Origin of the sequence: Burkholderia pyrrocinia, from assembly GCF_022809715.1 — a bacterium.
GTDB lineage: Bacteria > Pseudomonadota > Gammaproteobacteria > Burkholderiales > Burkholderiaceae > Burkholderia > Burkholderia pyrrocinia_C.
Genome location: NZ_CP094459.1, coordinates 2598452 through 2613078, shown reverse-complemented (window position 1 = coordinate 2613078; position 14627 = coordinate 2598452). Strand labels below are relative to the sequence as shown.

The window sequence follows — 14627 nt, the reverse complement described above, 5'->3', positions numbered from 1 at the left end:
AAGTGATGGTCTCATTTGAGGCTGGCCCAAGAAGCCCGCCCTTCAAACTGGACGCGCCGCTTGAACCCGAGCCACAAGCCCGGCAGAGAGCACCCGATCAATTTTTTGCCGAAAATTCGAAAGGTCAAAATGAACATGCCCAGCGCGGAATTCTCCACGTCGGAACCCCTTTCCCCTCCCGATAGCGACTCCATCGGCGCCACCGTGCTCATGAAGGCACTGGCCGACGAGAACGTCGAATTCATCTGGGGCTACCCCGGCGGCTCGGTTCTCTATATCTACGACGAGCTTTACAAGCAGGACAAGATTCAGCACGTGCTGGTGCGCCACGAACAGGCGGCCGTGCACGCAGCCGATGCGTATGCGCGTTCCACCGGCAACGTCGGCGTCTGCCTCGTGACGTCGGGCCCCGGCGTCACCAACGCGGTGACCGGCATCGCGACGGCATACATGGATTCGATCCCGATGGTCGTGATCAGCGGCCAGGTGCCGACTGCCGCGATCGGCCAGGACGCATTCCAGGAGTGCGACACCGTCGGCATCACGCGTCCGTGCGTGAAGCACAACTTCCTCGTGAAGGACGTGCGCGACCTCGCGGAAACCGTCAAGAAGGCGTTCTATATCGCCCGCACGGGCCGTCCGGGCCCGGTGCTGATCGACATCCCGAAGGACATCTCGAAGACGCCGTGCCAGTACGAGCCCGTCAAGAGCGTGTCGCTGCGTTCGTACAACCCCGTCACGAAAGGCCATTCGGGCCAGATCCGCAAGGCCGTGTCGCTGCTGCTGACGGCGAAGCGTCCCTACATCTATACGGGTGGCGGCATCATCCTCGCCGACGCGTCGCGCGAACTGAACCAGTTCGCGGACCTGCTCGGCTACCCGGTCACGAACACGCTGATGGGCCTCGGCGGCTATCGCGCGTCGGACAAGAAATTCCTCGGCATGCTCGGCATGCACGGCACCTACGAAGCGAACATGGCGATGCAGCACTGCGACGTGCTGATCGCGATCGGTGCCCGCTTCGACGACCGCGTGATCGGCGATCCGGCGCACTTCGCGTCGCGTCCGCGCAAGATCATCCACATCGACATCGACCCGTCGTCGATCTCGAAGCGCGTGAAGGTCGATATCCCGATCGTCGGCGACGTGAAGGAAGTGCTGAAGGAGCTGATCGAGCAACTGCAGACGGCCGAGCATGGCCCCGACACCGAGGCGCTCGCGCAATGGTGGAGGGACATCGAGGGCTGGCGCTCGAAGGACTGCCTGAAGTTCGACCGCGAAAGCGAGATCATCAAGCCGCAGTACGTGGTCGAGAAGGCGTGGGAGCTGACGGACGGCAATGCGTTCGTGTGCTCGGACGTCGGCCAGCACCAGATGTGGGCCGCGCAGTTCTACCGCTTCAACAAGCCGCGTCGCTGGATCAACTCCGGCGGCCTCGGCACGATGGGCTTCGGCCTGCCGGCGGCGATGGGCGTCAAGATGGCGCACCCGGACGACGACGTGCTGTGCATCACGGGCGAAGGCTCGATCCAGATGTGCATCCAGGAACTGTCGACCTGCCTGCAGTACGACACGCCCGTGAAGATCATTTCGCTGAACAACCGCTACCTCGGCATGGTTCGCCAGTGGCAGCAGATCGAATACAGCAAGCGCTATTCGCATTCGTACATGGATGCGCTGCCCGATTTCGTGAAGCTCGCCGAAGCGTACGGCCATGTCGGCATGCGGATCGAAAAGACCTCGGATGTGGAGCCGGCGCTGAAGGAAGCGCTGCGCCTGAAGGATCGCACCGTGTTTCTCGACTTCCAGACCGATCCGACCGAAAACGTCTGGCCGATGGTACAGGCCGGCAAGGGCATCACCGAGATGCTGCTTGGATCGGAAGATCTGTAACGGCGCGACGCGCGCTTGAGCCCGATGCGGCCGCCTTCACGAAGGGCGGTGCGGCACGCGGCGGCGCGCGGCGCGAGTGAATCGACACGGACACATTCTGGAAGAAGCGAACATGAGACACATCATTTCCGTCCTGCTGGAGAACGAACCGGGCGCGCTGTCGCGCGTGGTCGGTCTGTTTTCCGCACGCGGCTACAACATCGAAACCTTGACGGTGGCGCCGACCGAAGACCAATCGCTGTCGCGGCTCACCATCGTTTCCATTGGCTCCGACGACGTGATCGAACAGATCACGAAGCATCTGAACCGCCTGATCGAGGTGGTGAAAGTGGTGGACCTGACCGACGGTGCACACATCGAACGCGAGCTGATGCTGATCAAGGTACGTGCAGTGGGCAAGGAGCGCGAAGAAATGAAGCGGATGTCGGACATTTTCCGCGGCCGCATCATCGACGTGACCGAAAAGACCTACACGATCGAATTGACGGGCGCGAGCGACAAGCTCGACGCATTCATCCAGGGGCTGGACGCGAGCGCGATCCTCGAGACCGTGCGCACCGGCAGCTCCGGCATCGGACGCGGCGAGCGCATCCTGAAGGTTTGATGCCGAAATTGCCGAAGAGGCACGCCGGGTGCGCCGTCATGTCCCGGCTCGCAGTACTCCATCCGAACGAATTGTTGAATTTTTGAATTAGCGAAGGAACCCATCATGAACGTTTTCTACGACAAAGACGCCGACCTCTCCCTCATCAAGGGCAAGCAAGTCACGATCATCGGCTACGGCTCGCAAGGCCATGCACACGCGCTGAACCTGAAGGAAAGCGGCGTGAACGTGACGGTCGGCCTGCGCAAGGGCGGCGCGTCGTGGAGCAAGGCCGAAAACGCCGGCCTGTCGGTCAAGGAAGTCGCGGAAGCGGTGAAGGGCGCGGACGTCGTGATGATGCTGCTGCCGGACGAGCAGATCGCCGACGTGTACGCGAAGGAAGTGCACGCGAACATCAAGCAGGGCGCGGCGCTCGCGTTCGCACACGGCTTCAACGTCCACTACGGCCAGGTGATCCCGCGCGCCGACCTCGACGTGATCATGATCGCGCCGAAGGCACCGGGCCACACCGTGCGCGGCACGTACTCGCAAGGTGGCGGCGTGCCGCACCTGATCGCGGTTGCGCAGAACAAGTCGGGCGCGGCACGCGACATCGCGCTGTCGTACGCGGCAGCGAACGGCGGCGGCCGTGCGGGCATCATCGAGACGAACTTCCGTGAAGAAACCGAAACCGACCTGTTCGGCGAGCAGGCCGTGCTGTGCGGCGGTACCGTCGAGCTGATCAAGGCCGGCTTCGAGACGCTGGTCGAAGCAGGCTACGCGCCGGAAATGGCGTACTTCGAGTGCCTGCACGAACTGAAGCTGATCGTCGACCTGATCTACGAAGGCGGCATCGCGAACATGAACTACTCGATCTCGAACAACGCCGAGTACGGCGAGTACGTGACGGGCCCGCGCGTCGTCACGGAAGAGACGAAGAAGGCGATGAAGCAGTGCCTGACCGACATCCAGACGGGCGAGTACGCAAAGAGCTTCATTCTCGAGAACAAGGCAGGCGCTCCGACGCTGCAGTCGCGCCGCCGCCTGACGGCCGAGCACCAGATCGAGCAGGTCGGCGCGAAGCTGCGCGCGATGATGCCGTGGATCGCGAAGAACAAGCTCGTCGACCAGTCGAAGAACTAAGCACCGCGTGCTGTTCCGGCCCTTCGAGTGGAGGGTCGGCATCAAAAAGCCGTCCGAAGGCAGCAGTGCCCCGGGCGGCTTTTGTTATGCTACGGGCTTTGCAATTCACCGAACACAGAACGAATCCATGAACTATCCTCATCCGATCATCGCGCGCGAAGGCTGGCCGTTCATCGCGATTGCTGCCGTCATCGCGCTGTTGATCCATGCCGTCGGGGGCTTCGGCTTCGCGTGGCCGTTCTGGCTGCTGCTCGCCTTCGTCGTCCAGTTCTTCCGCGATCCGCAGCGCCCGATCCCGGCGCAGCCGAACGCGGTGCTGTGCCCGGCGGACGGCCGCATCGTCGCGGTCGAGACCTCGCAGGATCCGTACGCGAACCGCGAAGCGCTGAAGATCAGCGTGTTCATGAATGTCTTCAATGTCCATTCGCAGCGTTCGCCGGTCGATGGCGCGATCACCAAGGTCGAGTACTTCCCGGGTGCGTTCCTGAACGCGGCGATCGACAAGGCATCGACCGAAAACGAGCGCAACGCGGTCGTGATCCAGACGGCGAGCGGCAAGACCGTCACCGCCGTGCAGATCGCGGGCCTCGTCGCCCGCCGGATTCTCTGCTACGTGCGTGCCGGCGAACCGCTGTCGCGCGGCCAGCGCTACGGTTTCATCCGCTTCGGTTCGCGCGTCGACGTGTACCTGCCGATCGGGAGCCGCGCGAAGGTGTCGATCGGCGAGAAGGTCTACGCGTCGTCGACGATCCTCGCCGAGCTCGAACAGTAAGCGGCGGGGCGCACGATGGCCGCATTCAAACCGCGCCGGTCGCGCAACGGCACCAGCCAGACGCCACGCCCGTTCCGCCGCAACAAGGGGATGGCGCCCGATCCGGTGCCCATCGAGAGCCGCCGCGCTTCGCGCCAGCGGTTCCTGAAGACGCGCGGCATCTACCTGCTGCCGAACGCGTTCACGACCGCCGCGCTGTTCTGCGGTTTCTTCGCGGTCGTGCAGGCGATGAACGTGCGTTTCGAGATCGCCGCGATCGCGATTTTCGTCGCGATGGTGCTTGACGGGATGGACGGGCGCGTCGCGCGCATGACGCATACGCAGAGCGCGTTCGGCGAGCAGTTCGACAGCCTGTCGGACATGGTGTCGTTCGGCGTCGCGCCCGCGCTCGTGATGTACGAGTGGGTGCTGAAGGATCTGGGCCGCTGGGGCTGGCTCGCCGCGTTCGTCTACTGCTCGGGCGCCGCGCTGCGCCTTGCCCGCTTCAATACGAACATCGGCGTCGTCGACAAACGATTCTTCCAGGGGTTGCCGAGCCCGGCCGCCGCCGCGCTGATCGCGGGCTTCGTGTGGCTCGCGACCGACAACCGCGTGCCGATGAAGCTCGGCTGGCTGCCGTGGGTCGCGTTCGTGCTGACGATCTACGCGGGCGTGACGATGGTGTCGAACGCGCCGTTCTACAGCGGCAAGGCGCTCGACGTGCGGCACCGCGTGCCGTTCGCGGCGATCCTGCTCGTCGTCGTCGCGTTCGTGCTCGTGTCGTCCGACCCGCCGCTGATGCTGTTCTGCCTGTTCGTGCTGTACGGGTTGTCCGGCTACGTGTTCTGGGCCTACATGGCGATCCGCGGGCGCGCGAATCCGGCGCGCTCGTCGCAGCGCGATCACTGACGCGCGATCTGCCCGAAAACGGCGGCCGCGAGGCCGCCGTTTTCATTTGCCCCTTTTTCAAGCCGGACCGCCGGACTCCCGGGGTGTCGTCCGATTGCGCGCCCAACGGAATGTCGCTATAGTCTTCGGCATGACTGCATTTTCCCGCCTCTCCCTCCTTCTAGCCGGTGCGCCGCTACGCGCGCTAGCTTTGGCGCGCCTGCCGCGCTGACCGTTCTCGCCCTCCGTCAAGCCTCGTCTGTTGTTGAGCGTCGCCAGCGGTGGCGCGATCTCATTACGTTTGACTTCCGTATAAAAAGCCCTGGAGCCCCCCATGACAGACAAGCTGATCATTTTCGATACGACGTTGCGTGACGGCGAGCAATCGCCCGGCGCGTCGATGACGAAGGAAGAGAAAATCCGCATCGCGAAGAACCTCGAGCGGATGAAGGTCGACGTGATCGAGGCCGGCTTCGCGGCCAGCTCGAACGGCGATTTCGACGCGATCCACACGATCGCCGGTCTCGTGAAGGACAGCACGATCTGTTCGCTGGCGCGGGCCAACGACAAGGACATCCAGCGCGCGGCCGATGCGCTGAAGCCGGCCAACAGCTTCCGGATCCACACGTTCATCGCGACGTCGCCGCTGCACATGGAGAAGAAACTGCGGATGACGCCCGACCAGGTGTTCGAGCAGGCACGCCTCGCGGTGCGTTTCGCACGCAAGTTCACCGACAACATCGAATTCTCGCCGGAAGACGGCAGCCGCTCCGACCTGGATTTCCTGTGCCGCGTGCTGGAAGCCGTGATCGCCGAAGGCGCGACGACGATCAATATCGCCGACACGGTCGGCTACGGTGTGCCGGAGCTCTACGGCAACCTCGTGAAGACGCTGCGCGAGCGCATCCCGAACTCGGACAAGGCGATTTTCTCGGTGCACTGCCATAACGACCTCGGGATGGCCGTCGCGAACTCGCTGGCGGGCGTGAAGATCGGCGGTGCGCGTCAGGTCGAGTGCACGATCAACGGTCTCGGCGAGCGTGCGGGCAACACGTCGCTCGAAGAGATCGTGATGGCCGTGAAGACGCGCAAGGATTACTTCGGCCTCGACGTCGGCATCGACACCACGCAGATCGTGCCGACGTCGAAGCTCGTGTCGCAGATCACCGGTTTCGTCGTGCAGCCGAACAAGGCGGTGGTCGGCGCGAACGCGTTCGCGCACGCGTCGGGCATCCACCAGGACGGCGTGCTGAAGGCGCGCGACACCTACGAGATCATGCGCGCGGAAGACGTGGGCTGGTCCGCGAACAAGATCGTGCTCGGCAAGCTGTCGGGCCGCAACGCATTCAAGCAGCGCCTGCAGGAGCTCGGCGTGTCGCTCGACAGCGAAGCGGAACTGAACGCCGCGTTCATGCGTTTCAAGGATCTGGCCGACCGCAAGGCCGAGATCTTCGACGAGGACATCATTGCGATCGTGTCCGAGGAATCGGCATTCGCGCACGAGCAGGAACACTTCAAGTTCGTGTCGTTGTCGCAGCGTTCGGAAACCGGCGAGCAGCCGCAGGCGAAGATCGTGTTCGCGGTCGAAGGCAAGGAAGTGACCGGCGAGGCGCGCGGCAACGGTCCGGTCGACGCGACGTTCAACGCGATCGAAGGCGAAGTCGGCAGCGGTTCCGAACTGCTGCTGTACTCGGTGAACGCAATCACGACCGGCACGCAGGCGCAGGGCGAAGTGACCGTCCGGCTCTCGAAGAGCGGGCGGATCGTCAACGGCGTCGGCACCGATCCGGACATCGTCGCCGCGTCCGCCAAGGCGTACATCTCCGCACTGAACAAGCTGCATTCGAAGGACGACAAGCTCAACCCGCAGCGCTCGTAAGCGCCGCGCGCTGCGCATCACCGAAACGCCCCGTGCGGCCCTGCGCCGCCGGGGCGTTTTTGCATCTGCCGCTTATTCGGCGGCCGGTGCGCGGAACAGCCAGCGGCGCGCGGCCGGGCGGGGCGCCGGGCTGCGTCGGCGGAACTCGACCGCGATCCCGCGCCGCGGCGCATCGGCGACGAACGCGTCGAGCAGTTCGAGCACGTCGTGATCGATGTAGTCGGCGCGCGTTGCGTCGATGATGACCGCCGCCCGGTCCGGAATGTGCCGCAGGTGGTGCTTGACCTGCACCTTGCCGAGAAACGACACGTCCTTGCGGAACGACAGCAGGTAGTGATCGTCGTGCTGCGCGAGCGTGACGGGGCTCTTCAGGTTCGCGACGGCGACCGCCAGCACACTGCATGCGAGGCCGAGCGCGATGCCGAACAGCAGGTCGACCGCGAGCACACCGGCGATCGTCGCGGCGAACGGCACGAACGCGGCCGGCCCCTGCTTCATCACCGAGCGGAACAGCGCCGGTTTCGCGAGCTTGAAGCCCGTGTGGATCAGGATCGCGGCGAGGCTCGCGAGCGGGATCAGGTTGATCAGGCCGGTGAGCGCAAACACGCTCGCGAGCAGCAGCATCCCGTGGACGATTGCCGACATCCGGCTTTGCGCGCCTGCATTGACGTTGACCGAACTGCGCACGATCACCGACGTGATCGGCAGGCCGCCGAACGCGCCCGCGACGAGATTGCCGACGCCCTGGGCCTTCAGTTCGCGGTCGGGCTGGGTCGGCCGGCGCTTCGGGTCGATCTGCTCGACCGCTTCGAGGCTCAGCAGCGTCTCGAGGCTCGCGACGACCGCGAGCGTGATCGCGACGCGCCACACGTCAGGATTGACGAGCTGCGCGAAATTCGGGCCGAGCTCCGCGTGCTTGAGCGATGCCGCGAAAGCCGCGAACGATCCGAGCTCGGGCAGCGTCACGCGATGGGCGGCGCCCGGCGCGACCGACGGCGCGACGAAGCCCAACACGAGCGTCGCGCCGATGCCCAGCACGACGACCGCGAGCGGTGCGGGCACCGAACGCACCAGCGCGAAGCGGCGCAGCGCGGGCGTGTCCCACGCGACCAGCAGCGCGAGCGATGCGAGCGCGATGGCCGTGGCAGCCCACGCGACCGGCAGGCCCGGCCAGTTCGCAAACGATTGCGCGCCCGAGCCGCCGATGCCGAATGCGAACGGAATCTGCTTCACGATCAGCAGCAGGCCGATTGCGGCAAGCATGCCCTTGATGACGGGCGACGGCACGTAGGCGGCGAAGCGGCCGGCGCGCAGCATGCCGAACCCGAACTGCAGTACGCCGGACAGCAGCACCGCGAGCAGGAATGCGGAGAAGCTGCCGAGTTGCGCGATCCCTTCGACGACGATCACGACGAGGCCGGCGGCCGGCCCGCTGACGGACAACGACGAGCCGCTCAGCAGCGCGACGACGATGCCGCCGACGATGCCGGACACGAGCCCGGCGAATGGCTCGACGCCGGACGCATTGGCGATGCCGAGACAGAGCGGCAGCGCGACGAGGAAAACGACGATGCCGGCGACGACGTCGCGCGGCAGGGTGGACAGGCGCTCGTTCAGTTTCATGATTGGGGCGATTTCATTGGCGTAGGGGGCGGGGGAATCAGCCGAGCGCGGCGGCCGCAGCGGCCTGCACGGGCTCGACATTGGCAGGCGGCGTCGCGTAGCCGGAATCGAGTTCCTGCAGGCGACCGTCGGCGAGCGAAAAGATCCAGCCGTGCACGAGCGGCGGTCGTTCCCGGCCGCGCACGATCGGCGACGCGCGCAGCAACCGTACCTGTTCGAGCACGTTCAGCTCGGCGAGGCGGTCGGCGGCGGCCGTGTCGTCGAGCCCGTCGAGCGTGTCGCGATGGCGCCGTGCGAGCGCGCAGAGCGGTGCGATGCGGCGCGCGACGTGCGGCAGCTCGGACGGCGGCGGCAGCAACGACGCGCGCACGCCGCCGCACCCGTAGTGCCCGCACACGATCACGTGGTCGACCTGCAGCACGCGCACCGCGTACTCGAGCACGCTGGCGGAATTATCGTCGTCGGGATGGAACAGGTTCGCGATGTTGCGATGGACGAACAACTCGCCGGGTGCGCAGTGCGTGATGGTTTCGGCGGGCACGCGGCTGTCCGAGCAGCCGATCCACAGCACGCGCGGATTCTGGCCGCGCGCGAGCGCGTCGAAAAAGCCCGGCGTGTGTTCGCGCGTCTCGCGGGCCCAGGCGATGTTGGCAACCAGCATGCTCTTGGGGCGATTCATGAGGACTCCTTTATGACAAAGGCAAATAAATATCGGCCGAAATGGCGTAATAGGATTCTTTCTGGATTGAAAGGTTCGAATTTCGACTGATATTAGGGGTATGCCCTAGCATTCCGGGGGCATTGAAACAAATTGTTTCAAATTGGATTGGTGTAGTGCATTGCGTGCACCAACCCAACGCATGACATGCGTTGCGCATGCCTGTTTTCGCGAAAAGGCCCGCGTGACGGGGATTTCAGCGTGTTGCCATTGGAATGTCATCGATCGGAAAAGATTTCCGTCGGATTTCCTGGATTAATTGGATAGCGGAAAAAAGGAGTGGCCATTCGCGCAATAATTCGTGAATGGCCATTGTGAAAATTGCGCGTAAATGCGTAATCGGTCAGAACAGGTTGCGGCGATCGGGGTCGTGCAGCGGGTCCGGCGTTTTCTGCGTGATGCGCAGGATGCCCTGCGGATCGAAGTAGAAGCTGTACATCATGTACCAGACGTTGTCCTCGAGATACCGGTACGTCCATACCTCGCGCTTCATCAGCGGGAAGTAGGACGTCTCGACGGGGCGTCCGAAATTGACGAGGACATCGGTCTTCGTCCACTTGCCGATCTCCGCACGATAGAACTCGCTCGGCTGCAGCACCTGGCGTACGTTGACGATCTTGTGGGCCGCGTCGACGTCGGCCGCGACCGTGACCTCGCCCATCGGCTGGGTCGGCCACATCAGCCGCTTGCCGCCGCCGGGCAGGTCGTAGATCTCGCGCGGCGGGCCCATGCGCGCGACGATCGCCGACTCGTCCTGGCCCGCCTGGTATTGCTGCCACGGTTGTGCGCAACCGGCCAGCAGCGCGGCGGCACAGGCGAGCAGCGCCGGCAGGCGCGCGGGAATGCGTATGCGCATGGGGATTCTCCAGAATACGGAAACAGGATCCGTTTTATCACGGACGGCGCGCGACGGCACATCGCATCGAAAAAATCGGTACGGATCGCCGGCGCTGTCGCGCTTGCGGCCGGCAGGGGCGCCGGCCTATGATCCGCGCTTCTCGGGCAGATCGAAGGGCAGGTAGCCGATGCAGGGGTGGAAACGGTGCGCGTTCGCGTTGAGCGCGGGGTGGATGCTGGTGTCGTCCGCGTTTGCCGGCGGCGAGCCGGTGCGGATCGCGCTGATCGAAGGGATGTCGGGCCCGTTCGCGAACGCCGGTGCGGCGGTCGAGCGCAACCTGCGCTTCGGCGTCGAGCAGGTCAACGCGTCGGGCGGCGTGAAGCTGCGCGACGGCGCGCATCCGCTCGAGCTCGTCGTGCTCGACAGCAAGGGCAGCCCGGAGGAGGCGCTCGTGCAGTTGCGCGCGGCTGCGGACCGGCATATCGGTTTCGTCGCGCAGGGCAACAGTTCGGCCGTCGCGGCCGCGCTCGTCGCGGCGCTCGACAAGCTGAACGCACGCGACCCGGATAACCGGATGCTGTTCCTCAACTATTCGGCCGACGATCCGGCACTGACCGGCGCGCGCTGCAGTTTCTGGCATTTCCGCTTCGACGCGCACGCGGGGATGCGGATGGCCGCGCTCGCGGACGTGATGGCGCACGACCGCGCGCTGCGCAAGGTCTATCTGCTGAACCAGGACTACAGTTTCGGCCGCGACGTCAGCACGCTCGCGCGGCAGGCGCTGGCCGCGCGGCGCCCGGACGTGACGATCGCCGGCGACGAATTCCACCCGATCGGCCGGATCAAGGATTTCTCGCCGTATATCGCAAAAATCCGTACGAGCGGCGCGGACGCCGTCGTGACCGGCAACTGGGGCAACGACCTCACGCTGCTCGTGAAGGCGGCGCGTGAGCAGGGGCTGAATGCGAAGTTCTATACGTTCTACGGCAACAGCCTCGGCGCGCCGGCCGCGCTCGGCGATGCGGGCGTCGGGCGGGTCGTCGCCGTGGCGGACTGGCACCCGAACGCGGGCGGCGCGAAATCCGACGCGTTCTACCGCGCGTTCCGGGCCCGTTTTCCGGCCGCGCAGGACGACTATCCGGTGCGGCGAATGAGCGTGATGATCGAGATGCTGGCCGCCGCGATGAACCGCGCGGGGTCGGCCGACCCCGTCGCGGTCGCGCGTGCGCTCGAGGGCTTGTCGTTCGACGACGGCTTCCACGCGTCGCGGATGCGCGCGCAGGATCACCAGTTGATCCAGCCCCTTTACGTGATGGAGATGGACAAGGCCGGCAAGCCGGGCGTGCGCTTCGACAACGAGGGTTCGGGCTACGGTTTCCGGACGGTGCTCGCGGTGCCGGCGCAGCGCACGGAAAATCCGTCTGCCTGTTCGATGACGCGCCCGTGACAGGGGCGGTAGGAACGGTGTGGAGTTGTGTTACAATGCCCGCCGGTTGTAAGTCACGGCACGGCCATTCTTCCGTGTCCGCCTGTTCAGTTAGTAAGTAGGAAACTAAGGAAATCACATGTCTGTTGCAGATATCAAGAAGTCGGAAGTCGTTGCTCAGTTCGCCCGCGGTACCAACGACACGGGGTCGCCCGAAGTCCAGGTCGCACTGCTGACCGCACGTATCGTCGAACTGACGGGTCACTTCAAGACCCACGCGAAGGATCACCACAGCCGCCGCGGCCTGCTGCGCATGGTTAGCCGCCGCCGCAAGCTGCTCGACTACCTCAAGGGCAAGGATGCCGACCGTTACCGCGCACTGATCGAGAAGCTGGGTCTGCGTAAGTAATCGAGGCGATTGCCGCCAGCAAGATGCCTGTGTCAGTCCGCTGATACAGGCATTTTGTTTTTGCGCGGTGCGTAGCGTCACACGCACCGCAGGCTGTCCTGCACGTTGGTGCCGGATTGCCGGAACGGCTGATACCGGGGTCGGGATTTGTGTCATTCCAGCGCGTCGCTGCCCGAGCGCCGCGCTGGAATGGCATAAAAAACACACCTTGCTCCGGGTGATTCGGTCGGGACGCCGCCGTGCGGGATGGCCCGTGCGGCGAATGAAATGCATGAATTCAAAGGAGCAACCATGTCCATGTTCAACAAGGTCGTGAAGGAATTCCAGTGGGGCCAGCACAAGGTGCGCCTCGAAACCGGTGAAGTCGCTCGCCAGGCAAGCGGCGCCGTGATCGTCGACGTCGAAGACACCGTCGTGCTGGCAACCGTCGTCGGCGCGAAGTCGGCGAAGCCGGGTCAGGATTTCTTCCCGCTGACCGTCGACTACCTCGAAAAGACCTACTCGGCCGGCAAGATCCCGGGCGGCTTCTTCCGCCGCGAAGGCCGTCCGTCGGAGCACGAGACGCTGACGTCGCGCCTGATCGACCGTCCGCTGCGCCCGCTGTTCCCGGAAGGCTTCTACAACGAAGTCCAGGTCGTGATCCACGTGCTGTCCGTGAACCCGGAAATCCCGGCGGACATCCCCGCGCTGATCGGCGCATCGGCTGCGCTCGCCGTGTCGGGCCTGCCGTTCAACGGCCCGGTCGGTGCCGCGCGCGTCGCGTACATCGACAACGCCTACGTGCTGAATCCGACGCGTGACCAGATCAAGGCGTCGAGCCTCGACCTCGTCGTCGCGGGTACGGAACGCGCGGTGCTGATGGTCGAATCGGAAGCCGACCAGCTGTCGGAAGACGTGATGCTGGGCGCCGTGGTGTTCGGCCACGAGCAGATGCAAGTGGCGATCGACGCGATCCACGAACTGGTGCGCGAAGGCGGCAAGCCCGAGTGGGACTGGCAGCCGGCGCCGAAGAACGAGGCGCTGATCGCACGCGTGACCGAGCTGGCGCAGAACGACCTGCTCGCCGCTTACCAGCTCCGCGACAAGCAGGCTCGCTCGGCGAAGCTGAAGGAAGTCTATTCGGCGACTTCGGCGAAGCTCGAGGAAGACGCGCTGGCGGCCGGCACGGTTGCTGCCGACAAGGCCACCGTCGGCAACGTCCTGTTCGACATCGAGGCAAAGATCGTCCGTTCGCAGATCCTGAACGGCGAGCCGCGCATCGACGGCCGCGATACGCGCACCGTGCGCCCGATCGAGATCCGCACCGGCGTGCTGCCGCGCACCCACGGCTCGGCGCTGTTCACGCGCGGCGAGACGCAGGCGCTGGTCGTCGCGACGCTCGGCACGAAGGGTGACGAGCAGATCATCGACGCGCTCGAAGGCGAGTATCGCGAGCGCTTCATGCTCCACTACAACATGCCTCCGTTCGCGACCGGCGAAACGGGGCGCGTCGGCTCGCCGAAGCGCCGTGAAATCGGTCACGGCCGCCTCGCGAAGCGTGCGCTGGTCAAGTGCCTGCCGAGCGCCGACGAATTCGGCTACTCGATCCGCGTCGTGTCGGAAATCACCGAGTCGAACGGTTCGTCGTCGATGGCATCGGTGTGCGGCGGCTGCCTCGCGCTGATGGACGCCGGCGTGCCGATGAAGGCGCACGTTGCTGGCATCGCGATGGGCCTGATCCTCGAAGGCAACAAGTTCGCGGTGTTGACCGACATCCTCGGCGACGAAGATCACCTCGGCGACATGGACTTCAAGGTGGCCGGCACGGAGCAAGGCGTGACGGCGCTGCAGATGGACATCAAGATCCAGGGCATCACGAAGGAAATCATGCAGGTCGCGCTCGCGCAGGCGAAGGAAGGCCGCATGCACATCCTCGGCAAGATGACGTCGGCGGTCTCGGGTGCGAACACGCAGCTGTCCGAATTCGCGCCGCGCATGATCACGATCAAGATCAACCCGGAAAAGATCCGCGACGTGATCGGCAAGGGCGGTTCGGTGATCCGTGCGCTGACGGAAGAAACGGGCACGACCATCGACATCTCGGACGACGGCGTCGTGACGATCGCGAGCACGAACAGCGACGGCATGGCCGAAGCGAAGAAGCGCATCGAGAACATCACGGCCGAGATCGAAGTCGGCCAGGTGTACGAAGGCACGGTGCTGAAGCTGCTCGATTTCGGCGCGATCGTGAACCTGCTGCCGGGCAAGGACGGCCTGCTGCACATCTCGGAAATCGTCAACGAGCGTGTGAAGGACATCAACGACTACCTGAAGGAAGGCCAGCAGGTCAAGGTCAAGGTGATCCAGACGGACGAGAAGGGTCGCGTGCGTCTGTCGGCAAAGGCGCTGCTGAATGAAGCAGCGGCAGCGTCGCAGTCGGACGCGCCGCCGCAGCAGTAAGCGGGCAGGCGGACCAACGGCCGGCAGCGCGAAAGCG

Annotated in this window: 12 protein-coding genes; 9 read left to right on the top strand and 3 right to left on the bottom strand. The window is 64.8% G+C overall.

The features are described from left to right. Positions 1–129: 129 nt before the first annotated feature. The 6 genes from MRS60_RS12125 to MRS60_RS12100 all read left to right on the top strand — a co-directional run bounded on the left by MRS60_RS12125 (position 130) and on the right by MRS60_RS12100 (position 7137). Positions 130–1893, top strand: a complete 1764-nt coding sequence (locus MRS60_RS12125) for an acetolactate synthase 3 catalytic subunit (RefSeq protein WP_243564748.1) — start codon at positions 130–132, stop codon at positions 1891–1893. A gap of 112 nt (positions 1894–2005) precedes the next feature. Beyond that, complete coding sequence (gene ilvN, locus MRS60_RS12120) at positions 2006–2497, top strand: acetolactate synthase small subunit (protein ID WP_006750445.1); 492 nt, start codon at positions 2006–2008, stop codon at positions 2495–2497. 105 nt (positions 2498–2602) lie between these two features. Continuing rightward, positions 2603–3619 (top strand): ketol-acid reductoisomerase, encoded by a 1017-nt coding sequence (gene ilvC / locus MRS60_RS12115; protein ID WP_034184875.1) that lies wholly within the window; start codon positions 2603–2605, stop codon positions 3617–3619. A 127-nt stretch (positions 3620–3746) separates the two neighbouring features. Then, the gene (locus tag MRS60_RS12110) at positions 3747–4391 is read left to right on the top strand and encodes a phosphatidylserine decarboxylase (protein WP_034184876.1); all 645 of its coding nucleotides are present in this window, start codon (positions 3747–3749) and stop codon (positions 4389–4391) included. Positions 4392–4406: 15 nt separating this feature from the next. Further along, positions 4407–5279: a CDP-diacylglycerol--serine O-phosphatidyltransferase gene (gene pssA / locus MRS60_RS12105; RefSeq protein ID WP_034184877.1), complete on the top strand. Its 873-nt coding sequence runs from the start codon at positions 4407–4409 to the stop codon at positions 5277–5279. A 313-nt stretch (positions 5280–5592) separates the two neighbouring features. Continuing rightward, the gene (locus tag MRS60_RS12100) at positions 5593–7137 is read left to right on the top strand and encodes a 2-isopropylmalate synthase (RefSeq protein ID WP_034184878.1); all 1545 of its coding nucleotides are present in this window, start codon (positions 5593–5595) and stop codon (positions 7135–7137) included. Positions 7138–7209: 72 nt separating this feature from the next. Here the strand turns inward: MRS60_RS12100 and MRS60_RS12095 are convergent, their stop codons facing one another. The 3 genes from MRS60_RS12095 to MRS60_RS12085 form a co-directional block, all read right to left on the bottom strand. Continuing rightward, positions 7210–8760, bottom strand: coding sequence for a SulP family inorganic anion transporter (locus MRS60_RS12095; protein ID WP_034184879.1), 1551 nt, complete (start codon positions 8758–8760; stop codon positions 7210–7212). Between the two features lie 37 nt (positions 8761–8797). After that, positions 8798–9439 (bottom strand): carbonic anhydrase, encoded by a 642-nt coding sequence (locus tag MRS60_RS12090; RefSeq protein WP_034184880.1) that lies wholly within the window; start codon positions 9437–9439, stop codon positions 8798–8800. Between the two features lie 382 nt (positions 9440–9821). Then, positions 9822–10334: a hypothetical protein gene (locus tag MRS60_RS12085; RefSeq protein ID WP_243564747.1), complete on the bottom strand. Its 513-nt coding sequence runs from the start codon at positions 10332–10334 to the stop codon at positions 9822–9824. Between the two features lie 169 nt (positions 10335–10503). Here MRS60_RS12085 and MRS60_RS12080 point away from each other — a divergent pair, with 169 nt between their 5' ends. From MRS60_RS12080 to pnp, 3 genes are all read left to right on the top strand, one after another. Continuing rightward, positions 10504–11763, top strand: coding sequence for a branched-chain amino acid ABC transporter substrate-binding protein (locus MRS60_RS12080; RefSeq protein ID WP_243564746.1), 1260 nt, complete (start codon positions 10504–10506; stop codon positions 11761–11763). Positions 11764–11881: 118 nt separating this feature from the next. Next, entirely contained in the window at positions 11882–12151 is a 270-nt protein-coding gene (rpsO, locus tag MRS60_RS12075) for a 30S ribosomal protein S15 (RefSeq protein WP_006398792.1), read from the top strand. Positions 12152–12442: 291 nt separating this feature from the next. Further along, on the top strand, positions 12443–14590 hold the full coding sequence (gene pnp, locus MRS60_RS12070) for a polyribonucleotide nucleotidyltransferase (RefSeq protein WP_105390973.1): 2148 nt from the start codon (positions 12443–12445) through the stop codon (positions 14588–14590). The last annotated feature ends 37 nt before the right edge of the window (positions 14591–14627 follow it).